At 52.6% G+C, this 23,175-nt stretch carries 21 protein-coding genes and 1 pseudogene; 10 read left to right on the plus strand and 12 right to left on the minus strand.

What is annotated here, in order from left to right:
• Positions 1–157 precede the first annotated feature (157 nt).
• Together V9K95_RS17540 and V9K95_RS17545 are read left to right on the plus strand one after the other, a co-directional pair.
• Positions 158–301: a hypothetical protein gene (locus V9K95_RS17540; RefSeq protein ID WP_336441344.1), complete on the plus strand. Its 144-nt coding sequence runs from the start codon at positions 158–160 to the stop codon at positions 299–301.
• On the plus strand, positions 301–2,544 hold the full coding sequence (locus V9K95_RS17545) for a sensor domain-containing protein (RefSeq protein WP_336441343.1): 2,244 nt from the start codon (positions 301–303) through the stop codon (positions 2,542–2,544). Before V9K95_RS17540 ends, V9K95_RS17545 begins: the two co-directional genes overlap by 1 nt.
• Before the next feature lie 197 nt (positions 2,545–2,741).
• Here V9K95_RS17545 and V9K95_RS17550 read toward each other — a convergent pair whose 3' ends face one another.
• On the minus strand, positions 2,742–2,999 hold the full coding sequence (locus V9K95_RS17550; protein WP_307276858.1) for a DUF6894 family protein: 258 nt from the start codon (positions 2,997–2,999) through the stop codon (positions 2,742–2,744).
• Positions 3,000–3,092: 93 nt separating this feature from the next.
• On the opposite strand from V9K95_RS17550, the gene V9K95_RS17555 reads away from it, so the two are divergent.
• The gene (locus tag V9K95_RS17555) at positions 3,093–3,812 is read left to right on the plus strand and encodes a Crp/Fnr family transcriptional regulator (RefSeq protein WP_336441342.1); all 720 of its coding nucleotides are present in this window, start codon (positions 3,093–3,095) and stop codon (positions 3,810–3,812) included.
• A 142-nt stretch (positions 3,813–3,954) separates the two neighbouring features.
• Here V9K95_RS17555 and V9K95_RS17560 read toward each other — a convergent pair whose 3' ends face one another.
• Entirely contained in the window at positions 3,955–4,413 is a 459-nt protein-coding gene (locus tag V9K95_RS17560; RefSeq protein ID WP_336441341.1) for a hypothetical protein, read from the minus strand.
• A gap of 64 nt (positions 4,414–4,477) precedes the next feature.
• Complete coding sequence (locus tag V9K95_RS17565) at positions 4,478–4,972, minus strand: Lrp/AsnC family transcriptional regulator (RefSeq protein WP_336441526.1); 495 nt, start codon at positions 4,970–4,972, stop codon at positions 4,478–4,480.
• Positions 4,973–5,119: 147 nt separating this feature from the next.
• Between V9K95_RS17565 and V9K95_RS17570 the strand changes: the two genes are divergently transcribed.
• Positions 5,120–6,274 (plus strand): MFS transporter, encoded by a 1,155-nt coding sequence (locus V9K95_RS17570; protein ID WP_336441340.1) that lies wholly within the window; start codon positions 5,120–5,122, stop codon positions 6,272–6,274.
• A 112-nt stretch (positions 6,275–6,386) separates the two neighbouring features.
• Positions 6,387–8,456, plus strand: a complete 2,070-nt coding sequence (locus tag V9K95_RS17575; protein WP_336441339.1) for an ATP-dependent helicase — start codon at positions 6,387–6,389, stop codon at positions 8,454–8,456.
• 36 nt (positions 8,457–8,492) lie between these two features.
• Here the strand turns inward: V9K95_RS17575 and V9K95_RS17580 are convergent, their stop codons facing one another.
• The 6 genes from V9K95_RS17580 to V9K95_RS17605 form a co-directional block, all read right to left on the minus strand.
• Positions 8,493–9,392: a sugar phosphate isomerase/epimerase family protein gene (locus V9K95_RS17580; RefSeq protein ID WP_307276843.1), complete on the minus strand. Its 900-nt coding sequence runs from the start codon at positions 9,390–9,392 to the stop codon at positions 8,493–8,495.
• 79 nt (positions 9,393–9,471) lie between these two features.
• Positions 9,472–10,410: an ABC transporter substrate-binding protein gene (locus tag V9K95_RS17585; protein ID WP_336441338.1), complete on the minus strand. Its 939-nt coding sequence runs from the start codon at positions 10,408–10,410 to the stop codon at positions 9,472–9,474.
• Positions 10,411–10,477: 67 nt separating this feature from the next.
• On the minus strand, positions 10,478–11,458 hold the full coding sequence (locus tag V9K95_RS17590) for an ABC transporter permease subunit (protein WP_336441337.1): 981 nt from the start codon (positions 11,456–11,458) through the stop codon (positions 10,478–10,480).
• Positions 11,459–11,488: 30 nt separating this feature from the next.
• Positions 11,489–13,033 carry a sugar ABC transporter ATP-binding protein gene (locus V9K95_RS17595; protein ID WP_336441336.1) on the minus strand — a complete coding sequence of 515 codons (1,545 nt, stop codon included), beginning with the start codon at positions 13,031–13,033 and terminating at the stop codon, positions 11,489–11,491.
• Positions 13,030–14,439 (minus strand): FGGY-family carbohydrate kinase, encoded by a 1,410-nt coding sequence (locus V9K95_RS17600; RefSeq protein ID WP_336441335.1) that lies wholly within the window; start codon positions 14,437–14,439, stop codon positions 13,030–13,032. Before V9K95_RS17600 ends, V9K95_RS17595 begins: the two co-directional genes overlap by 4 nt.
• The gene (locus tag V9K95_RS17605; protein WP_336441334.1) at positions 14,436–15,215 is read right to left on the minus strand and encodes a DeoR/GlpR family DNA-binding transcription regulator; all 780 of its coding nucleotides are present in this window, start codon (positions 15,213–15,215) and stop codon (positions 14,436–14,438) included. Before V9K95_RS17605 ends, V9K95_RS17600 begins: the two co-directional genes overlap by 4 nt.
• Positions 15,216–15,410: 195 nt before the next feature.
• On the opposite strand from V9K95_RS17605, the gene V9K95_RS17610 reads away from it, so the two are divergent.
• The gene (locus V9K95_RS17610) at positions 15,411–16,502 is read left to right on the plus strand and encodes a class II aldolase/adducin family protein (RefSeq protein WP_336441333.1); all 1,092 of its coding nucleotides are present in this window, start codon (positions 15,411–15,413) and stop codon (positions 16,500–16,502) included.
• 115 nt (positions 16,503–16,617) lie between these two features.
• Here V9K95_RS17610 and groL read toward each other — a convergent pair whose 3' ends face one another.
• Together groL and V9K95_RS17620 are read right to left on the minus strand one after the other, a co-directional pair.
• Positions 16,618–18,246: a chaperonin GroEL gene (groL, locus tag V9K95_RS17615; RefSeq protein ID WP_336441332.1), complete on the minus strand. Its 1,629-nt coding sequence runs from the start codon at positions 18,244–18,246 to the stop codon at positions 16,618–16,620.
• 47 nt (positions 18,247–18,293) lie between these two features.
• On the minus strand, positions 18,294–18,608 hold the full coding sequence (locus V9K95_RS17620; RefSeq protein ID WP_336441331.1) for a co-chaperone GroES: 315 nt from the start codon (positions 18,606–18,608) through the stop codon (positions 18,294–18,296).
• A 279-nt stretch (positions 18,609–18,887) separates the two neighbouring features.
• Here V9K95_RS17620 and V9K95_RS17625 point away from each other — a divergent pair, with 279 nt between their 5' ends.
• Positions 18,888–19,160 (plus strand): usg protein, encoded by a 273-nt coding sequence (locus V9K95_RS17625; RefSeq protein ID WP_336441330.1) that lies wholly within the window; start codon positions 18,888–18,890, stop codon positions 19,158–19,160.
• 447 nt (positions 19,161–19,607) lie between these two features.
• On the opposite strand, the gene V9K95_RS17630 is transcribed toward V9K95_RS17625, so the two are convergent.
• A complete protein-coding gene (locus V9K95_RS17630) occupies positions 19,608–20,312 on the minus strand; it encodes a transcriptional regulator NanR (protein WP_336441525.1) in 705 nt (234 codons plus the stop codon).
• A 178-nt stretch (positions 20,313–20,490) separates the two neighbouring features.
• Between V9K95_RS17630 and oiaX the strand changes: the two genes are divergently transcribed.
• From oiaX to V9K95_RS17645, 3 genes and pseudogenes are all read left to right on the plus strand, one after another.
• Positions 20,491–21,750, plus strand: a complete 1,260-nt coding sequence (oiaX, locus tag V9K95_RS17635) for a 3-oxo-isoapionate-4-phosphate decarboxylase OiaX (RefSeq protein WP_336441329.1) — start codon at positions 20,491–20,493, stop codon at positions 21,748–21,750.
• Between the two features lie 7 nt (positions 21,751–21,757).
• Entirely contained in the window at positions 21,758–23,089 is a 1,332-nt protein-coding gene (locus tag V9K95_RS17640) for a four-carbon acid sugar kinase family protein (protein WP_336441328.1), read from the plus strand.
• 3 nt (positions 23,090–23,092) lie between these two features.
• Positions 23,093–23,175: pseudogene (locus V9K95_RS17645) on the plus strand (triose-phosphate isomerase); the annotation flags it as partial.

The raw sequence follows: 23,175 nt of genomic DNA on the forward strand, positions 1-23,175 counted from the left end.
CATATTTTCTCATGGTGGACAACAAAGTCCTTGTTGAACAATGCGCGTCACGTCCCCAAAATTCTATTGACCTCCATTGGATGGAACGAGACCTTCGAAAGGATGTGGGAACGGAAGCGCGCTTGGGTAGTTTACTGAGATGAGGGAAGCAATTCTAATGACCGAACTGCGCAACAATCCAATTGAAAAAACAATACAATCTTCTCGTCGCGATGACCCTGGCATTTTCTCGATTTTGACGACGCGATCGGTTTCGAATGTTTCCAGTGGGCTACATCTGGCCAACAAAGGCCAGGTGTGATGTCGATTGTGAAGAACGACCTTGCTGACAAGAGTTTAAACGATCCACACAGACTGCTTCGTAATATGATTGATCAGGTGCCGGACTACCTGTTTGTCAAGGATCTGGATTGTCGCTTCATCGTGGCAAATGAGGCAGTTGCCCGTATTCACGGATTTGAAAGTCCGGATGATCTGACCGGAAAGAACGACTTCGACTTGCATGATGCATCCTCCGCAGCAAGATTCTCCCAAATCGAACGTCAGGTCATTCGTACTGGTGTTGCAATGATAGGGATGGAGGAATGCGTCGTTGATGCTGCTTCTGGCAAGGAGAGGTGGTTATCCACTTCGAAGGTCCCGCTAAGATCAACAAATGACACTGTCGTAGGGCTGGTTGGAATCTCGCGTGACATTTCTGCTCGCAAAAGAGATGACTTTCTCAGGGATGAGCAGACAGCGATACTTGAGATGATTGTTGTAAATTCACCTCTGCATGCAGTTCTTGATCGCCTGGTTAGACTTATGGAAAGACAGCTGGTCGGTGTATACGGTTCAATTTTGTTACTTGACGACGGTGGTACTCACCTCAAGCATGGAGCCGCGCCTACGCTATCGCAAGAGTATTGCCGGGCGATCGACGGTCTCCCCATTGGACCTGGTGCCGGATCGTGCGGGACTGCTGCCTGGCTTGGCGAAAGTGTGATCGTTGCTGACATCGCCAGTAATCCACTTTGGAAGAATTACCGCGATCTGGCTTCCCGTCATGGTCTGAAATCCTGCTGGTCGGCTCCAGTATTGTCTCACGATGGCATCGTCCTTGGCACGTTCGCACTTTACTCGGCCGGAGTACGCCATCCGGAGCCGGCAGAGATCAACCTGACACAAATCGCGACCAGAATCGCAGCAATTGCGATCGAACGGAAACATGCCGAGGATAAGATCCGCCATATGGCTTACCACGATATGCTGACTGGTTTGCCAAATCGTATTCTCCTGACGGATCGCCTCACGCAGGCAATGTTACAGACGAAACGGCACAACCCATGGGTCTCGGTCCTTTTCGTCGATTTGGATAATTTCAAGTTCGTCAACGATAGCCTCGGCCACACTGCAGGCGATGAACTTTTAAAGACGGTTGCCCGACGTATGGAGAATTGTATACGGCCGACGGACGCGGCAGTGCGTATGGGCGGCGACGAATTTGTTATCCTGTTGACAGATCTACCGGAAAACACCGACGCGATTGCTGCCGCAATGCACAAAATCCGAGCAGCGATCCTGGAGCCAATGATTATCAGAGGCCGAGAGTTCCACATCACTTGCAGCATAGGTATCGCCACCTATCCCCAAGATGGAACAGATGCTGAAACCTTGATCGCAAATGCGGATATTGCCATGTATAAGGCAAAGGAAGCAGGGCGGGACGGATTTCGCTTTTTCACGCCGGAACTTAATATAAAAGCCCATGAAAGGTTAGCCCTCCACGACGGAATTCGCCGAGGCATTGCTCAATCCGAGTTTCACCTTTTGTATCAACCTCAAGTGGAACTGGAATTCGGACGCATATTCGCTGTGGAAGCCTTGGTCCGGTGGAATCATCCGCAATTGGGACTGATAAATCCCAACGAATTTATTCCGTTGGCAGAAGAAACGGGGCTTATTGTGCCGCTTGGCGAGTGGGTTCTTTACGAAGCGTGCAAGCAGAACAAAAGATGGCAGGACGCCGGGTTTGAACCAATTACCATGTGCGTCAATGTCTCGGCTCGTCAGTTTCACGATCAGAATTGGACGAGCCGTGTCATGCACGCATTGGGCGAAACAGAATTAGATGCCAAGTGCCTTGAACTTGAGCTTACTGAGAGTTTGGTAATGCGGGACGTCAACGAAGTAATTGCCACAATGGAGGAACTGCGCAAAGTCGGTGTCAGTTTTGCCATTGACGATTTTGGTACGGGATATTCAAACTTAAGTGCCTTAAAAAGCCTCCCGGTTTCACGGTTGAAAATAGATAGGTCGTTTTTACGAAATTTGGTTGAGGATGACGATGACAAAACGATTACCGCAGCCGTCATATCGCTTGCGCAAAAGCTCAACATGAAAGTGATCGCAGAAGGGGTTGAGACCCACGAGCAGCTGACATTTCTGCGTGAAAATCATTGTGACGAAGTGCAAGGTCATCTATTCAGTGAAGCAGTATCTTCCACCGAAATAGGCAAACTGCTCCAGAACCAACAATCGAAATCAGGGCTGGCGCCGGCATGAGGTGCTGCTGCAATAAAACCCTCCGCACAGGCAAGCCAGCCGGGAGGCTGTCGGTAACTCTACCGCTTTGAAATCCACAGATCGGATGTCCGGCGAGCTGTCTCCCCGGTCTGACGGTGTCGCGAAAGAATCACTCAGGTGAAACCGAGGCTTTATTGGATGACCTGGGTGCATTCAGCGATGGAGTTGAGTACTGCTCAGCTTTCACCAGCTGGCTGAAATTCGATAAATTTCGTGTCGAATAGCAGGCTGGCCACCGCCAGCACATTGCCATCCGATTTTCTGATTGTAAGCCAAATTCTACCATTGCCGCATTCCACCAGTTCGTCACGTGCCAGGTCGGTTACAATCCTTGAAGCTTCTTTAATGGCGCCGGCATTGTCAGGAAGTTCCACCCCTTCATCATCGCGGGTCCTGCCGTCGCCATTGTCCAAATCGAAGTAATATCGGCTCATGCTTTTTCCTCTTCTGGAACATAAGCCTCTTTGAAGGATTAGGTTCCTACAGGTGCCGATAAAATTTCAACACGCCCTCTGGAGTACGTTTCTTTGATTGAATCCTTGCTACTGAAACTTGAGAGTCACGATGTCGTATCAGTTGCGGAAAAGTCATTGCTGCAATCAATGATAACCCAGGACAAGAATTTTTCCGCGGATGAGGATCTTGTCGTCGAAGGAAGCCGTCCGAGGTATAGTACACTTCTGGTGGAGGGCTTTGCTGCTCGCTACAAGGTACTTGAAAATGGGAGTAGGCAAATTACATCTCTGCATGTTCCCGGCGATTTTGTGGACCTTCATGCCTTTCCTTTGAAGGTTATGGATCATGGCATTGTTGCACTCACACCTTGCCGCATAGCTCTTTTCGATCACAACGATATCATCATGGTTACCGAGAGGTTTCCCCATCTCACGCGTTTGCTGTGGCTGCAAACCCTTATCGATGGCTCTATTCACCGGGAGTGGATCGTGGGAATGGGACGGCGACCCAAGAAAATACATCTCGCCCATTTGATTTGCGAGCTTTTCATCCGTCTGCAAGTGGTGGGCCAGACACGGGATAATTCGTTTAGCTTTCCTCTCACACAAGCCGAGCTGTCAGATGTGATGGGCATATCAGTGGTCCATCTGAACAAAAGCCTGCAAATGTTACGGCGGGAAAATCTCTTCAAATGGGCGGGTAAGATCGTGACTATTCTCGATTGGGAACGTCTTAAAGAGTATGCCGATTTCAGTCCTCTTTATCTCAACTTAAGTGTCGAACCACGCTAGTTCCAGAGGGGGTCTGCCTTCAAACAGGATCATTCAAGTACGCTGGCACATAGAGGAAGCCCCTTCTTGGTCCCCGCATCTCTTTAATGAACACGCGCGATGTGCCGCAGGTGAGCGCAGAAAACCGACTATAAACCACCGATCAGTCTAAGGACCGCATAGGCCGGATATTATCAACGCTGATATCGCCAACAATGACCCCTCGCGTCAGATCGGTTCTACCGCTTTCAATCTCGATGACCGTATAGAGCTTGTCATCGCGGAAGGCACTTGCATTGAAAGTGGTAACATCATCGGCAGGTGCCGCATCGACTTCCATAAAATCAAGCTCGCGGCCCGCGGCTACAATTCTTGCATCGCCACTGGTCCGTGCAGCCACCACGACCTCTCCTTGAAACGGCGAGTTCTCCCATCGGGGATCGTCAGGTGAGGCGGTCGGCACAACCCTATAGACGTGAAGTCTTTCGCCTTGGCCAACAAGGCCGGACGAGCGGCTCGCAGCATCGGCAATCTGCGCTTCACTTTCTACGGATTGTCCGAAGGATGTCGGGCTGCTCTTATCGAAAGCAGGATTGCCTCCGGATCCATCTTCATTTGACATTGGGAACCTCCCTGAGTTGTCGTTGGAACGAGCTGGCAGAGTTTTCGTTCCCCAAGCTTCCAGCCTAAAGAAGATTTTTGGCGTCAGCCTGTTCCCGCGTGAAGTCGATCACCGGCCACTCCTGCGTTGTTTCGGCTTGTACGGGCCGCTCGAGATAGGTCGACAGCACGACATAGCTTCGCGTCGCCTTCACACCTGGCGTTGCGTACAGTTGCGCCAGCAAATGTTCAAGAGCTTGAGTCCCGTTCGTGCGAACCTTGAGTAGCATGCACGCGTCGCCCGCTACCGAATGGATTTCCTCCACTTCCGGGTACTGGCTTATTGCCAGCAAGGTCGGTGTTTTCCCCCAGCCTGTTGTGTCCACATGGACAAACGCCAGAAGCGATTTTTCTACACTTGCGGGGTCTATCAGTGTTGAGACGCTTTTGATCGCTCCCCGCTGCCGCAAGCGTTTGACACGCTCATGTGCCGCCGGGGCCGAAAGGCCAACTCTCTGTCCAAGTTCAGCATAGCTGAGGGTCGCATCCCCCACCAGTTGACCTAACAATTTTCTGTCCATTGGGTCTGCCCTATGCGCCTCCCCTTTATGGTGCAGAATACCATCTGTTTTTTTCACGACCGTAAACTCCCTGGTTGCCGCCGAATAACATTCGAATATTGTGAGCTTATGCAGAATGATAATCACGTAACAAGCGAAATTTCATCAATGTCGGTTCCCGCAATAGTCTGGGCCCTGACGGGATGCATTGGTCTGATCGGCTCAAATTCACTTGCACTGGGTCCGATTGCGCCGGCAATTGCCGATGGGTTCGACGTAGAAGTTCAGGACATTATGCTGGCATCGGCTGCCTTTGGGCTTGGAACCGCGTTGGGGGCCATCGCTCTGGGGCAACTGATAGATCGGGCGGGCCCTCGTAGAACGCTTGCCTATGTCATGTTGATAATGGCGATCGGTTTTATCAGCAGTGGTGTGGCTCAAGGCGCAGTCGTCCTGACGATTTCTCAGTTTCTCGTCGGCATATCGGCCGGTGTCGCCCTGCCCGCAATTTATACTCTTGCTGCCGTCGTTGCTTCGCCCGGACATGAAGGGCGCACGATTGGTATCGTACTCACGGGTTGGACGATCAGCATGGTGGCGGGTGTACCCCTTTCGACGTTGATCGCTGACGGTCTTGGCTGGCGTGCATTTTACATCGCAATCGCCGCAGCGGCTCTCATTGCTGGAGCGGGATTATCGGTGAACGGGCAGCAGCATGAAACACAGCGCAAGGGTGTTGCATCAAGAACGCCAATCACCGCCCTGACGATCAAAGGCGTACTGCCGCTTCTGGCAGCCTGTGGGTGTTTCATGGCGGCTTTTTACGGCGTCTATGCTTATGTCGGCGATCACTTGCATGTGAACCTGGAATATCCTGTGCGAGCCACCGGGCTTGCGGCGATCTTCTACGGGATCGGTTTTGGAAGCGCCGTATTTCTGGACCGTTATGTTGACGCCTATAGTGGCCGTCGCGTTTTGCTCCCCTTAATCTTTCTGATGGTCGCTGTGGTTTACGCCGTGATGTCGCTCGTATCAGGCACCTACACCGGGGTTCTTGCCGTCATGGCAATCTGGGGGCTCGCAAATCACTTCGGCCTGAACGTGCTGATTATGCGACTAACGGCCCTGGAACCTTCACAACGTGGGGCAATAATGGGTCTCAATAGCGCGGTAACCTACCTTGCACTGTTCGCTGGGACTATCGTCATGGGTGAAGTCTACGCGGCCGAGGGGTTTGTTTACATTACTCTATGCGGGGGCTTGCTCAGCTTGCTCGCAAGCGTTTTTTCGCTCTGCGCGGCCTATATGCAGAGCCCGAACTAATTGCAGCGGGAACGGCTGGCGTATGTCTCTGCACCGCCTTGAGTATTGAGCAAACGAGTGTTATGTTCTATCTTTGTTCCAAGCAGAATCAGAAATAGGAACCAGTTTTTCGATGAGTGTTGCGCATCTTGATAAGTTGAACGTTGCACAACGCAAGGCCGTAGAATTTGCTATCGGACTACCCGATGGTCAGACTGGCGGACCGCTTCTTATCATTGCGGGAGCGGGATCGGGAAAAACCAATACGCTGGCACACAGGGTTGCACACCTCATTGTAAATGGTGCCGATCCTCGCCGTATCCTTATGATGACATTCTCGAGACGTGCGTCCGCTGAGATGTCCAAACGGGTCGGCCGTATCTGTACGCAGGTGCTTGGGCAAAAGTCCTCGATCATGACTGACGCCTTGGATTGGGCGGGAACATTTCACGGGATAGGCGCACGGCTTTTACGTGACTATGCCGAACAGATTGGGCTTGACCCGAACTTTACTATCCACGACCGGGAAGATTCGGCCGATCTCATAAATCTGGTCCGGCACGAACTTGGTTTCTCCAAAACCGAAACCCGCTTTCCGACCAAAGGAACTTGCCTTGCGATCTATTCTCGCGTCGTCAATTCTGAACGCCCACTCAACGAGGTTCTAAAGGATGTTTTCCCTTGGTGCGCCATGTGGGAGACAGAACTTCGCCAGCTTTTTGCCGGTTATGTCGAAGCCAAGCAAGCACAGAACATTCTCGACTATGACGATCTACTCCTCTATTGGGCGCAGACCGTTTGCGATCCGCTGCTTGCAGAAGATATTGGTGGCCGCTTTGATCACGTCCTCGTCGACGAATATCAAGATACCAATCGCCTACAATCAACCATTCTGTTGGCCTTGAAGCCCGGAGGACGCGGTCTGACGGTAGTCGGTGATGACGCGCAATCTATTTATTCGTTCCGCGCTGCTACCATTCGCAATATCCTCGACTTTCCAAGCTCATTCACTCCACCGGCGGATGTCATCACACTTGACCGCAATTACCGCTCCACACAGCCGATCCTGAGTGCGGCAAACGGCGTGATTGATCTGGCATCCGAACGCTTCACAAAAAATCTCTGGACGGAGCGACAGTCTGCGGAAAGGCCGCGACTCGTCTCTGTGCGCGATGAAAACGAGCAGGCAAATTACATCGTCGAGCAGATATTGGAGACCCGGGAAACCGGAACAACTTTGAAACAGCAAGCGGTGTTGTTCCGTACTTCACATCACAGCGGACCCTTGGAAGTTGAACTGACCCGGCGCAACATTCCTTTCGTCAAATTTGGTGGATTGAAGTTTCTCGACAGCGCCCATGTTAAAGACGTATTGGCCATGCTTCGCTTTGCGCAAAACCCGCGTGATCGTGTTGCCGGATTCCGCCTCATGCAGATACTTCCAGGCGTTGGTCCTGCTTCGGCACAGCGCGCACTTGAAGACATGGCGATAGATGCGGACCCATTAAGTGCCCTCACCCAGCATCCGGCACCTCCGCGCGCCGGTGACAATTGGTCGGACTTCGTTTCGACCGTTCAACAACTGAGCGCCAGAAGGATGGGCTGGCCTGCCGAGATCGAGTTGGTCCGGCGTTGGTACGAACCGCATCTGGAGCGTATTCACGAAGATGCGCAAATGCGCCAGGCCGATATTCTTCAGCTTGAGCAAATTGCCAGCGGCTATCCTTCGCGAGAGAGATTTCTGACTGAACTCACTCTTGATCCGCCGGACGCGACAAGCGATCAATCTGGCGTCCCATTGCTGGATGAGGATTATCTCATCCTATCGACGATCCATTCAGCCAAGGGACAAGAATGGAAATCGGTTTATCTGCTCAATGTGGTAGACGGCTGCATGCCGTCCGACCTTGGTACCGGCTCAACTGCAGAGATCGAGGAAGAGAGGCGCCTGCTCTACGTCGCCATGACAAGAGCAAAGGATAGGTTGCACCTTGTCACCCCTCAGCGGTTTTTCACGCATGGCCAGAACGCCAAAGGCGATCGGCATGTTTACGCTTCCCGCACACGGTTCATTCCAGCCACTCTACTGCAATATTTCGAGTGCTGTTCATGGCCGATTGCACGCCCTGAGAACGCGAGGCAAACTGAGGCCCGTGGCGTTCGGGTTGATGTAGGTTCACGCATGCGTGCCATGTGGAGTTAGTTCCCTCACCGAGCCTTTGGCCACACAGTCAGGCTGTCACTCAATCGGCAAATGTGCTTGTCTTACCAAATCTGCCTTGAGTCGCGCGGTTTCCATTCCAAGTTCAATGAATTGGCGAGCATGTTTTGCAAGGGCCAAATTATCATCCCAAAGGTTACGCCAGATTGCGGTCTTAAGTGACAGATTTTCATCAACTATCGTCGTGGAAAAGGACTCAAAAGTTAGGTAATCGTCCCAGCCAATTGCGATCAATGAATCAAAGATAGCGCCGAAATCGATGCTGCCGGTGCCAAGATAGCCGCGATGACTTTCACCAATATGAATGTATCCAATTTTCTCGGCAGCATGCCGGATAGCTAATCCGACATCAGCTTCCTCAATATTCATGTGGAATGTATCCAAATGCAACAAGACATTCGATGCACCGGTGTCGTGAATATAAGCCAGACCTTGAGCTGCTGTATTGAGCATATTGCTCTCGAAACGATTTACGATCTCGAGATTGAGCGTCACGCCTGCTGCTTTCGCATGGTCGGCGACTTTTGAAAGCGCCGTAACGCTGTTATCCCAGCCCCGTTTTGTCAAAGCATGTTCTTGCTTCCCATGCGCTGAAGTCAATATTCCCGCAAGCTTCGATCCGCCCAAGTCGCGGACAAGAGCAATCGCCTTGTCCAGAATATCCGTTCCATTGCCAACGATGGCCATATCGGAACTTGATATATCGCCATCAGGCGGCAAACCCATACTGATCGCTACATCGAGCCCAAGGTCTTGAATGCGCCCGGCCAGCCACTTTACATCGACCTGTCTTGGATCAAGATATGAAAATTCGATCAGCTTATAGCCCAGTTCATGCGTTCGGTTGAGCGCGTTTTCCAGATCGCCTTTAGATGAGCCTGCGCTCCAAACGAATGAGTGAACACCGATTTTTGACATGGAAGACTTTCTGGCAATTGAGAAGGGTTAAAAAAGACCTGCCCGCATCATTATCGCGGACAGGTCTTCACGAAAAACTCTACCGAGCGGCAGTCCAACCTTTGTATTCCTTTATATTATCGGCAGTAATCAACTTGGGATCGAGAAGAACTGTCGTTTCGGCAGGTTTGTTTCCGTTCATCAAATCAACCGCCATCTTGAGGGAATCGCCGGCCATAACATAAGGATCCTGGGAGGCCGAAGCCTTGATCATCGACTTTCCACTGGCGAGAGACTTCTCAATATCCGGCGCACCGTCGACGGCGGTGAGGAAGAATTCGCTGCGATTCAGCTGCTTTGCAGCCAATTCTGCGCCGATTGCCGTCGGATCATTGATTGCAAAAACGGCATCGATCTTGTCAAATCGTGTAAGAAGTCCCTGCATGACGGCAAGGCCACCATCGCGGGAACCCTGGGCATTTTGATCGTCCGACAGGATTTTAATTTCCGGGTTCTTTGCCAAAACACTCTTACAGCCTTGAACCCGATCTATGATTGAAGACGAAGCCGGACCGTTGATGATCACGACATCGCCCTTTCCTTTGAGCTGATCTACAATGTACTGACAGGCTTCCTCGCCGGCTTTTATATTATTGGTCATGACAGTAACATCGGCGCCGGGAGCCGACACATCGAATGCAGCAACAATGACTCCTGCTGCCTGAGCCTTTTTCACCGCTGGTGCAATTGCCTTGGCATCCACTGCATTTAGCATGATGATGTCCACGCCAGCGGCAACAAAGCTGTCCATCTGCGAGACCTGCTTGTTAAGATCATAATCCGCCGAAACAGACGTTACCTGTACGCTTGGGTTGATCTGTTTGGCGCGATCTTCAATGCCCTTGATCGTCGCTACAAAGAATGGATTTCCTAGAAGGCCGACCGAAATACCGATCTTTTGCAAGTCCTTGGCCGCAGCAGGCATGACAAGCGAAGCAGCAAGCGCTGCTCCCATAAGCAATTTCGAGATAATTTTCATTTTTTCCTCCATTTATGACGCTCCCAGCGTCTTGTTGCCCGGCCAGCCGGGTTTGGTGGACCACACGTCAGGTGCGGCTCAATCCTTTCAGTCGGTACCGGTCGAGACCGACCGCGACAATGATGACAAGGCCTTTTATGATGTACTGCCAAATGTCCGAGACGCCTACCAAGATCAGCCCGTTAGAAAGGACCGCGATAATGAGAGCGCCTACGAGAGTTCCCCAGATCGAGCCGACCCCTCCAACGAAGCTGGTCCCCCCCAGAATGACTGCCGCGATTGCATCGAGTTCGTACGACTGACCAAGCTGAAGGCCATTGGCAGCATAAAGACGTGCCGCAGACATGACGCCTCCAAGGCCCGAGAGCAGCCCGGAGACGCTGTAAACAAAAAGCAACACTAATGGTACTTTTATGCCTGTCAGGCGTGCCGCCTCAATGTTTCCCCCCACCGCGTATATCCATGTGCCAAGGACTGTGCGTTTAAGCACAAACCACGAAATCAGGATCGTCGCCAATGCTATGATTGCCAGCCAAGGGACGCCAAGAAAATTTCCATTTCCTATGAAATCAAAAGGCAGGTCTGCATTGAATATCGTTGTGTCGTTGCCAAGCAACCGCGCGATACCGCGCATAGCAGTCAGCGATCCAAGGGTCACGATGAAAGGTGGAAGATTTAAAAAGGCAATGATGCTCCCATTCACCAGACCACAGGCAAGTCCAACCGCGATCGCAGCTGGAATACCCAGCATTCCAATATCCGGAAAAAGCGAAACGATTACGCCGACCATTGCAGAAGCGGCCAGGATTGAACCGACTGACAGATCAATTCCGCCTGTCAGAATGACAAAAGTCATCCCCGCAGCGAGTACGGTGTTAATTGACGCCTGTTGCATCACGATCGAAAGATTATTGACGCTCAGGAACCGTCCGCTCAACAGGTGAAAGCCGATCGCAAGGATTATCAGAACCGGCAGCATCCCCAAGGCAGTGAGCGTCGATCGAAATCTGGCCTTGTCCTGTTCTTTATCTGTCAATGTCGCGGTCATTGTTTCATCCGTTTCCGTTCTTCGGCACAGTCAAGCTCGACCGGCAGAAGAGCCGGTCGAGAGGGCCATTATTGCTTCCTGATCTATAGGTTTGTCTGGCGTAGCTCTGACTTCGCCCGCAATTTGCCCGTCCCGCATGACGAGCACGCGATCGGCAATCCCGATGATCTCTGGCAGATCACTGGAGATCACCACAATAGCGATGCCGGTTAGGGCAAGTTCATCGATGATGCGGTAAATTTCGGATTTTGCGCCAACGTCGACGCCACGTGTAGGCTCGTCAAGAATAAGCACGCGCGGTTTGGTTTCCAGCAACCTTGCGATCAACGCTTTTTGCTGGTTGCCTCCTGACAAGGCTCCGACATTTATATTGGCGCTTCGCGTCCTGATTGACAGCGAGGATATGGCGCGATCTGCGCGCGCTCTTGCGGCGGCAAAATTAATGACCCCGCCCTTCGCCGCGTCAGCGGCCATCACACCCATATTAATGTTCTCGCTAATTGTCATGTCGAGGAAGAGACCCAGCCCCTTACGATCTTCTGTCAGATAGGCGATGCCTGCAGCGAGCGCATCGCTCGGATTTGAGATGGAAAGCTCCTTGCCAGCCAGTTTTACAACGCCGGCCGTTTTCACATCGGCTCCAAAAATCAGCCTAGCAAGTTCCGTCCGTCCAGAACCGACCAACCCAGCAATACCCAGAACTTCACCCGCGCAGGCATCAAAAGAGCAATCATGCACGCGGCGCGCATCACCAATATTCTGCACCGAAAGCACCGTCTCCATCTTGCCGTCAGATGCGTGATGTTCCTTCTTGTAAAATGATGACAGATCGCGGCCAACCATCATTGATACCAGTCTGGAAGCTGACAATTCCTCTCGCTCGAGGGTTCCAACGTACGCACTGTCACGCAGAACACTCACCCGATCGGCAAGCTGGTAAATCTCTTCCATCCGATGACTGATATAGATGATTGCAATACCATGTGCCTTTAGACTTGCTATAACTTCAAACAGGCGATCAGTTTCCCGCGAAGTCAGCGAAGTTGTTGGTTCATCCATGACAATTATGCGTGCATTGGTGGTCAATGCTCTCGCAATCTCGACCATCTGCCGCTCGCCAAGGGACAGTTCGCCGACCCGTCGCGAAGCAGAAAAATCAATTCCCAGGCGCCTGAGTATCGGTTCTGTTCGCTCGCGTATCTGGACTTTGTCTACCACACCAAACCGCGAAGGTTCCGCACCAAGGAACATGTTTTGGGCTACCGTCAGATTTGGGGCGAGAGATAGTTCCTGATAAATTACTGAGATGCCACTGGCCTTTGCCTTAACTGGGTCGCCCGCCACAACAGGAAGACCATCAATGTGAATACTCCCGCCAGGGTCAGCCCTATAGGCTCCCGACAGAACCTTCATCAGCGTTGATTTCCCCGCACCATTTTCGCCCATAAGCGCATGCACTTCACCTGCATGAACGGTCAGCGACACGTTGGACAACGCGCGTATGTTGCCGAACGTCTTGCTGATGTTGCGCATCTCCAGCACAGGAGCGGAGACTGCGAGAGACGAAACGGTCATACCAGCAATTCCTTGTGATCTACTTGCCGACCTGACGGGTGACCGCTTTCGACCATGGCGCGCCACGCGTCGCGATAATCCGTCAAACCGGCAATTACAGATGGCAAAGCTTCTCGGGTGTCATTGGAGAAGGGGTTTGAGCCAACTTGACCGTATACGAGTGCTGCTGCACCAAATGCGCTGCCCTCCGGATTTTCGCTTGAATAGATTCGCTGGTCTTGCCGCAAGCTGGCCAACAAGTTTGCGTACAGTCCAGTTTTGACCAAACCGCCATCAACCACAATTGCGTTGGTTGACTGGATGAGATCAAGTGACAGATCTGTCATCAGTGCAACGTATAGCAGAGCCGCACCAGCGCGCTCCTCGCCGTCGACAGACGGCCCTGTGAACCGACCCGTTTGATTTTGAGCGGGCCCGCCCGGCGCAAAGGAGGGAAGAACAAATATGCCCTTGGCTATGACCGATATTAGTGCGTCAACGGATATGGCGTTATTCCAGCCGCCACTTGCAACATCATATTCACGCCCTCCCATAAATCGGATGGTTGCGGTCGGTTGGTGATCTACAGTTACGTTGGCCAACATATCACGCCGCGAATCGAGCACCTCGAGCGGGCAAGACGAATTAAAAATGATGATCCAAGTGCCGGTAGAAACCAGGGTGAAGTCTTCAAAGCCAAGCGATCGATAATAATAAAGTGCAGCATTACTGTCATGGACGCCATTGTGAACCGCAACTTCAGCCGATGTCCCATTTTCCAGCTCAACGACATATGTTCCAATCCAATCACCTGCCCTTGCCAGCTCCGGCATTTTTTCCCGCCATCCCTGAGACGTCACCAAGCTGCTAAAGTCATCTGCGAGCGGTGCCCAAAGATGGGAGTGACAGCCAAGATAGGAAACTTCTGAAACCTTGTGGCCGGAAAATTTCCATGACCAAAATTGAGGATATGAAAGGATTGCATCCGCCTCGTGGATTAAGTCGGGATTGCGCTCCTTCAACCAGAGGATATGGCGTCCATAATTAAAGCCGAGTGGCAACGCTGGAGAAAATGTCTCGGAGTATTTTGGTATCAGTGTGTCGATTTTTCCAGCAATATCCGTGGGCGGTTCCTGCTCATAGTCCAGTATGGGGTGGATTAGCTTCTCTCCGCGAACTAATGCAAAGGTACAGCCATGTCCTGAAAACATAATGCTGTTGACGCCATGGTCGCAAACTGCTGCCCTCAACGAAAGCTTTACCCACTCAAAAAGGGCCGCATCGTCGAGAACACGGAGGTCGCCGACATCATTCCAAACGGGTCTGGTGCGGGCTTGTGCCACTACTTTTCCCATGGCCGTCAAAACAAACAGCTTGGAATTTGTTTTGCCTAAATCAAAGACTGCGATGACGGGGTGATCTGTCAATTCTGCGACCCCATTCTTGCAATCAGGATCGTGATTCCGTGATCCTCCAACATCTTTGCACCCGCATCCGACAATCCGTCATCGATCACGATGGTCCCTATTCGCGAAAGCGGCAGCACGATATTGCGGGGTGCGATGGAAAGTTTTCGGCTATCGGCCAACAGGACAATTTCATCAGCACAGCGGCTTAGCTCACTTATCGCCTTGGCGAGCAGTGGATGAGACTCGAGCAAGCCATCATTGTTAATTCCCTGAGTTCCAACAAAGAAGCGCGAGGCAAAAAAATCAGGCACGCTGGCAGAGGCATCATGAATTATACCGGGCTCGCGGTATAATACGCCACCTGCAAGCGTCAAGTTGCATGTACCATGCTCGCCCAAATAGGCGGCTAGAGGCATCGAGTTTGTGTAAAGACGTACATTTCGCCGCGCCAGCTGGATCCCCAGCTGGAAGCAAGTTGATCCGGCATGTACGATGATTGAATCTCCATCGCGCACGAGGCTTGCGGCCTTTTCGGCAATGGCCCGTTTTGCCTCTACTGCAATGTCGCGGTTTTCATCGTAAGGACGAGCTGAAAGACGCGCACCGGTGCTCACCTCATTTGCGGAAATTCCGCCGTAGACCTTCCGGGCACTTCCAATTTCATGAAGCTTGTCAATATCGCGACGAATGGTGGCGGGCGATACGCCCAAGCGCTCCTGCAGGTCGCGGACCGAAGCAAACGGCGTCTCCTGCAACAAATCAATAATCTGCTTATGGCGCTCAGAATCGTTCATTCAACCTCCCGGCGTCTCCCAACACCAATGACGCAAGATAATCATACAACCGGGTAGCCTGCAAGTTTGATAGATGGAAAAACCTCATCATTGACGATTTACAATCAAAACTCTAAGTTTCGATAGAAACTTTGATCACCATGGCTTGATGCCTTCCAAGTCAAAACGTAAGTGAAGCGCGCAACGGTGGTATTGATGTATTCGAGCAAGACCCTGACGAACACCTTTGAGCAGTTCCTTGATCTCTCAAGCCAGATCGGCAATGACATCCTCAAAACGCAAGGAGCTGGCGGCAACACTTCGTTGAAAGCAGAGGGGGTCATGTGGATCAAAGCATCCGGGACGTGGCTCGCCCATGCGAAGGAGCGGGACATTATGGTACCTGTGCTGGCGGCACCCTTAGTGGATGCCTTGCGTTCTGGCGACTCTCGTGCCGATAAAGCGACCGATTTTATAGTCGGCAGCATGAACACCAGCAGCCTTCGGCCTTCCATAGAAACGAGCTTTCATGCGGCCCTTCCCAGCCGGGTTGTTGCGCATTATCATTGCGTCAATACGATCGCGCTTGCAGTCCTTGAGCAACGTGAGAAGGTGCTCGCGGCACGCATGGCTAAAATACCGGATCTGAAGTGGGAGATGGTCCCTTATCGCCGACCGGGAACGCCGCTTGCACGGCAAATCGAAAAGATCGCGCACAGGACGCCCGATGTCCTTATTTTGTTTAATCATGGCATAATCGTCACGGGCGACACGGCAGAAGACGTTGCCGGAAAAATTGGACGTGTCAGCGCTGCTCTTGCCACCGATCCACGCAGTACAGGTGCGCCCGACATTGCAGCTCTGTCGGCTATTGCAAAGGACTCTGCGTTCCGCCCGGCCCCCGATATGGAAAGCCATAAGACAGCTCTTTCGCCGTTAAGCATGGCTTACGCACTTGGTGGGTCCCTATATCCGGACCACGTCATTTTTCTGGGCACGGAGCTTGGCGTTGTCGATCCCGAGGGCTCGATTGAGGCAGTACTCAATAAATACAGAAACCGCAACAAAGCTGCACCGAAGCTGCTCCTGGTCTCCGGAAAAGGTATTCTACTTTCAAATGAACTTGCCCAAGGCGGAGAAGTTATGGCCCGTTGCCTTGCAGAAGTTACTGCACGGATCCCCGAGGGAGAAAAAATTGCCTACCTGAGTGAAGATGATGAACACCAATTGAACCATTGGGAGGCAGAACAATACCGCCAGACGCTGGACCGGAGAGCGCCAGCTGTGTTTCCAACCATCGCGCCTTAAATTGGTGGCGCTCCTGCGAGTCCATCAATCGCGCGCGTTCGATCTCAACAATCTTGTCAATGCCCCCCAACGAATGGTGGTGACCCGCCCCTGTGAGGCGGGTCGGGTTCGCGATTTAAAAATCCATCCCAGCACCTGCTGGTAGTGCAGGAGATGTTTCCTTCTTCGGCTTTTCAGCGATCATAGCTTCCGTTGTCACCAATAAACCGGCAACGGAAGCTGCATCCTGAAGCGCCGTGCGTACAACCTTTGCCGGATCGATGACGCCCTGGGCGTAAAGGTCGCCATATTCACCCGTTTGGGCATTCCACCCGAACGAGAACTCAGATTTTTCACGCAGTTTGCCCACAATAATCGATCCTTCGGCACCCGCATTCTCCGCAATCTGGCGCGCTGGCGCTTCGATCGCACGGCGAACAATTTCGACACCGACTTGCTGGTCTGAATTGGCCATATAGATGTTGTCCAGCGCGTTGACAGCACGCAGCAGGGCTACACCACCACCCGGCAGAATGCCTTCTTCAACGGCTGCTCGCGTAGCATGCAGTGCGTCGTCGACCCGGTCTTTCTTTTCCTTAACCTCGATTTCCGTGGAGCCACCAACGCGAATAACGGCAACGCCGCCTGCCAGCTTTGCCAAACGTTCCTGCAGCTTTTCACGATCATAGTCAGACGTGGTCTCTTCAATCTGCGTGCGAATTTGGCTGACGCGACCCTCGATCTCGGCTTTTGAACCGACCCCATCGATGACGGTGGTATTTTCTTTTTCGATCACAACCTTCTTGGCTCGGCCGAGCATATTGAGCGTCACGTTCTCGAGTTTTATACCCATATCCTCGGAAACCACCGTTCCGCCAGTCAATATGGCAATATCTTCGAGCATAGCTTTGCGGCGATCGCCGAAACCGGGCGCCTTGACAGCGGCTATTTTCAGGCCGCCGCGCAACTTGTTGACGACCAACGTTGCCAACGCCTCGCCTTCGACATCCTCGGCGATAATCAAAAGGGGTTTACCAGATTGCACGACTGCTTCCAGAACCGGGAGCATGGCCTGCAAATTGGAAAGCTTTTTCTCGTGGATAAGAATATAGGGATCTTCCAGTTCGGCCCGCATTTTGTCCTGGTTGGTGACGAAATACGGCGACAGGTAGCCTCGGTCAAACTGCATGCCCTCAACCACCTCCAATTCGGTCTCGGCGGTCTTGGCTTCTTCAACGGTAATGACACCTTCGTTGCCCACTTTTTCCATTGCTTCTGCCAGGTATCGGCCGATCTCTTCATCGCCATTTGCAGAAATCGTGCCCACTTGGGCAATTTCCGCGTTTTTGGAAATCTTGCGAGCATTGTTTTTCAGTTCGCCGATAACGGCATCAACCGCAATATCAATCCCGCGTTTCAGGTCCATCGGATTAAGGCCCGAAGCAACGGCCTTTGCGCCTTCCCTGACGATAGCCTGAGCCAGCACGGTTGCCGTTGTTGTGCCGTCTCCGGCAAGATCATTGGTCTTGGATGCTACCTCGCGCAGCATCTGAGCACCCATATTCTCGAACTTGTCCTCAAGTTCTATTTCCTTGGCGACAGAAACACCGTCTTTTGTGATGCGCGGTGCACCGAAGGACTTGTCAATCACAACGTTGCGCCCCTTGGGACCCAAGGTCACTTTTACAGCATTTGCAAGAATATCGACACCGCGCAGCATACGCTCACGCGCGTCCGTGTTGAATTTTACTTCCTTGACAGCCATTTAATTGCTCCTTTTTTCACGCAGCAGTTTATAATGATACGTCCCGCTCACGCAGCCTTCCTCTCGATCGTCTGAGCCTCTACAATGCCCATTACATCACTTTCCTTCATGATCAGCAGTTCTTCGCCATTGATCTTGATTTCGGTACCTGACCATTTGCCAAACAAGATACGGTCTCCGGTCTTAAGCTCGAGGGGCTGAATTTGGCCGGCTTCGTTTCGCGTGCCAGGACCGACGGCCAATACCTCGCCTTCCTGCGGTTTTTCCTTGGCTGTGTCAGGAATGATGATGCCGCCGCTTGTCTTTTCTTCATACTCGACGCGGCGGACTAGAATACGATCGTGTAGCGGTCGAAATGTCATGTTTTCCTCCATGGACAAACAAATCATGTTCAATTTCACTCCCGGACCGAAAGGCCAATCCGGAGTGGGCGCTATCCTTGTTCAAGCGATAGCGGCTATCGATCTGGTTTCAGCAAGACACAGTTTCAATATCTCAAATCAAAAAAATTAGCACTCTCTAACGCCCGCTGCTAACACTATGTAAAGAAACAATAATTTTACCATCAGCGCCCTGTTTTCTGTTGATTTCTGCACGGTTGTGGACCAAACTTGGTTATCGTTACGCAATGGAGATGAAGCATGCAGTATTCATCGCAATTGGAGCGCCAGCTTGACGGTTACGGCCTGACAACAGCTCATATTCTTTATCGCATTCCCGATTTTGAATCCGTCCTGCAGACTTTCGTCTGGCAGGACTATGATGTAGCGCCGGAATTTCCGGTCATGAGGAAGTTTCTTGATTTCTGGCAAGACAAACTCGACGGCCCCCTGCATTCCATCCGCTATACCCACAGGCGTCTCATCGGGGCTAATGAGTGGCGGCTTGTCAGCGGCGAGATCAACATTCACTGATCCCGGTAATAAGAGAGCTCTGGGCTCGGATTTGCCAGCTGCTCGACAGTGTTGCGATGCTGGAGTTTTGCATGCGTAACTCAATGCCGCCAAGCGCGGCGGCTCCATTTGCTCCCAGCGCCAGCAAGGGGCATTCGCTTCCCGTGTTAGACACGGCCGGGCGCATCGTTCCACGCCAGGCAAGATTGAAAATCCCGACATCCTGCACAGGAAGACCGACGAATAGCGACGAGTCATCACCGTCTCGGAGGAGGCGCGGGGCGTGCGCAATCGCGATCGTTCTGCCGGGGCAGATCCCCGGCATGGATAGAAAGTCAAATATCATTAGCCATGGATGGATCTGGACAGCACCTGCAATCATCTCATCCCAGTTAAACCGGATGCAGCAATGATGGGCGGCTCGTTGAACCCTTGCCTATGATCGGACCAGGGTCGTTATCAACACCATTACCGAGTGTAAAGAGCTCTTGACCGCTCGAGATGTTTAAGAACAGCGGCTTCGGCTCCGTCTGCATCTTTCGCTGCCAAGCGATCGAGAATTTCTTCATGTTCGACCAGCGTAAACTTTTCCTTCCCGGTCCAGATGAGCATGTCGGTGTGATAAGCCTTCAACCAAGCAAGCATCGCCTCACTTACCGCGACAAAGATCGGATTTCCCGAAATCTGGGCAATGCGGCTATGAAACCGCATGTCGGCTGAAATGAACTCTTCTGCTTGACCCAGCGATTGGCGTTGGCGCTCGATGATGGCCTCGAGATCGGCGATGTCTTGTGGCTCTATGCGCAAGGCAGCCTCTCGCGCCATCCCCCGCTCGAAGAAGATACGGCTGCTCTTGAGATGTTCCAGCGTGTCCGATGATTGTGACAGCATGATTTTTGCGGTCAGGTCAACTTGACGGAAGATTGACTTCGCCGTCAACTGCAGGACCTTGGCGCGCTCGCCATGTGAAATATTGACCAGCCCCATATTTGCAAGCGCTTGCATCGCTTCGCGGATCGCTGGACGCCCAACGCCGAACCGCTCCATGAGGACCCGCTCGGAGGGCATATCGTCTCCCGGCTTCAACTCGCCCGACGTGATCATCCGTTCCAGACGGTCGAAGACTTCATCAGACAGTTTCCGACGGACGATCTGTTCAACAGGCTGATTCATGGGGTCTCGCTGGTTCAAAACTGCACTCCTTATACAAGCTAACAGGACATCGAGAATAGGGGGCGCGCCGAAATCGCGCTGCATGCCAAAATTCTTCTTCACAGCCGTTGGAATACTCATTATACCACATCATGAGTTGACGCCACGAATATTCGGCGGCATTGGGAGCAGCAATTCCATGATGATCCACTTGACGTACCGCATTGAGACACCTGGCAATATCGAGGCCATGGCTCAGAAGATCGCCAGCGACCAATCAACTGGAACCTTCGTCCCGGTCCCGGGCGAAACTGAGGAGCTGAAGGCTAGAGTTGCCGCGCATGTAGTCTCGATCAAGCCGCTGGAAAATGCTGTGATACCGACTTGGCCCGAGCTTGAAAAAGGCCATGCCAGGCTGCGCCGCGCCGATGTCGAAATTGCTTTTCCCCTTGATGCCGTCGGTACGGATCTATCTGCATTGATGACAATTGCGATAGGCGGAGTCTACTCGATTAAGGGCATGACCGGCATACGCGTCGTCGACATGAGACTCCCCGATGCTTTTCGTTCTGCTCATCCGGGTCCACAATTTGGAATCGCTGAGAGTCGTCGCCTGACCAATGTATACAACCGTCCGATCATCGGCACCATCGTCAAGCCGGCACTTGGACTGCGCCCGGGAGAAACGGCAGCTCTGGCAGAAGAGCTGGTACGGTCAGGGGTGGATTTCATCAAGGACGACGAGAAGCTGATGAGTCCGTCCTATTCTCCGCTCAAGGAACGCATCGCAGCGATCATGCCCCTCATTCTTGATCACGAGCAAAGGACCGGAAAGAAGGTCATGTATGCGTTCGGAATCTCGCACGCTGATCCTGATGAGCTGATGCGCAATCACGATCTAGTGCTGAAAGCCGGCGGTAATTGTGCCGTCGTCAACATCAATTCAATCGGGATGGGCGGAATGACCTTCCTGCGCAAGCGCTCTGGTCTTGTGCTACACGCCCATCGCAATGGTTGGGATCTACTGACCCGAAGTCCGGGCGCGGGCATGGATTTTAAAGTCTGGCAGCAATTCTGGCGTCTGATCGGCGTTGACCAGTTCCAGATCAATGGCATCCGTGTCAAATATTGGGAACCGGATGAGAGTTTCATCTCCTCCTTCAAGGCTCTGAGCACGCCGCTCTTTGATAAATCCGATTGCCCGCTGCCTGTGGTCGGCTCCGGTCAGTGGGGTGGCCAAGCACCTGACACCTATAATCGGACCGGCCGGTCAACAGACCTTCTCTATCTATGTGGAGGCGGCATTGTCAGCCATCCCCAGGGTCCAGCCGCTGGTGTCAGGGCTGTACAGCAGGCTTGGGAGGCGGCCGTCGCCGACATTCCACTTGGCCTTTATGCCAAAAACCACCCGGAACTTGCGGCATCTATCAACAAGTTCGCCAATGGCAAAGGCGCTTGAGGTGCTGATGGCGCGCCCACTTATCAGCTACTACGGAGATGATCTTACCGGTTCTACCGATGTCATGGAAGCACTGGCGCTCAACGGTATTTCTACAGTGTTGTTCCTGGGCATTCCAAGCGTTGACCTGCTCGAGCGATTCAAAGATTGCCAAGCGATCGGGATTGCCGGCACGAGCCGTAGCCAGACGCCAGAGTGGATGGAAGACCATCTTGCTCCTGCCATTGAGTGGCTACATGAACGTAAGGCGGCCATTTGTCACTATAAGGTCTGTTCCACCTTTGATTCCAGTCCGCGCATTGGGAATATTGGCAAAGCAATCGAGATTGGAAAGAGGATTTTTGGGCAATCATGTGTGCCTGTGATTGTCGGCGCGCCGCAACTCAAGCGCTATACAGCCTTTGGTCATCTCTTTGCCGCTTATCAGGGTACGGTCTTTCGCATCGACCGCCATCCTGTCATGAGCAGGCACCCGGTGACACCGATGGATGAAGCCGATCTTACGGTGCATCTGAGCAGGCAAACCAGCCTGCCGGTGCGACTGGTAGACCTTGTAGCACTGCTTGGTGACGACGCAGACAGTCTGATTGCAGCACATGGAATCGCCTCGGGGGTCTCGCTTATCGACGTTGACGGCGATCTGTCGCAGATGGCCGCAGGCAAGCATTTGTGGCAACTAAGAAGAAATGGCGGCCTGTTTGTCGCTGGCTCCTCCGGCGTAGAATACGCTCTCATCAGCGCGTGGTGCTCCCAGGGTGTCCTGGGCGCACCGCCCAATTTTCCCTTGCCTGGTAAAGTGGACCGTCTTGCAGTGGTTTCTGGCAGTGTTTCGCCGACAACGGAAAGGCAAATACGCCGCGCAAGAGCCGACGGCTTCAACACTGTTGATCTTGATCCATTACAACTGATCGGCGAAAACACCAACCAGGCTGTGAACGACGCAGTCAAAGCAGGATGTATAAGCCTGAATGCCGGGCGTAGTGTCATCCTCCATACGGCGCTTGGTCCGTCGGCCGATCGCGGCGCAGATATCGACCATATCGCCGGCGCGCGACACCGGCTTGGACAGGTCCTTGGCACTATTTTACGCCGTCTCGTCGAAGAACAAAAACTCGAGCGTGTAGTTATTGCGGGCGGCGATACCTCCAGTCACGCTCTCCAGGAGTTACATACGGAAGCCTTAACGACATTGCTTCCCCTGCCACAAACGCCCGGATCACCGCTCTGCATCGCTCATGGGCCATACGGACCCACAAACGGTCTTCAGATTGCGCTTAAAGGAGGACAGATTGGGGCCGATGATTATTTTGCTCAAATCCAAGATGGAAGAGGGACATAAGTCATGACCTTCTGGATTGGCACGAGTTTCAAGATGAACAAGACGCTGGCGGAGGCTTTGGCCTTTGCCGAAGCTCTTGCTGCCGG

Source organism: Phyllobacterium sp. CCNWLW183 (assembly GCF_037203775.1).
Classification (GTDB): Bacteria; Pseudomonadota; Alphaproteobacteria; order Rhizobiales; family Rhizobiaceae; genus Phyllobacterium; species Phyllobacterium ifriqiyense.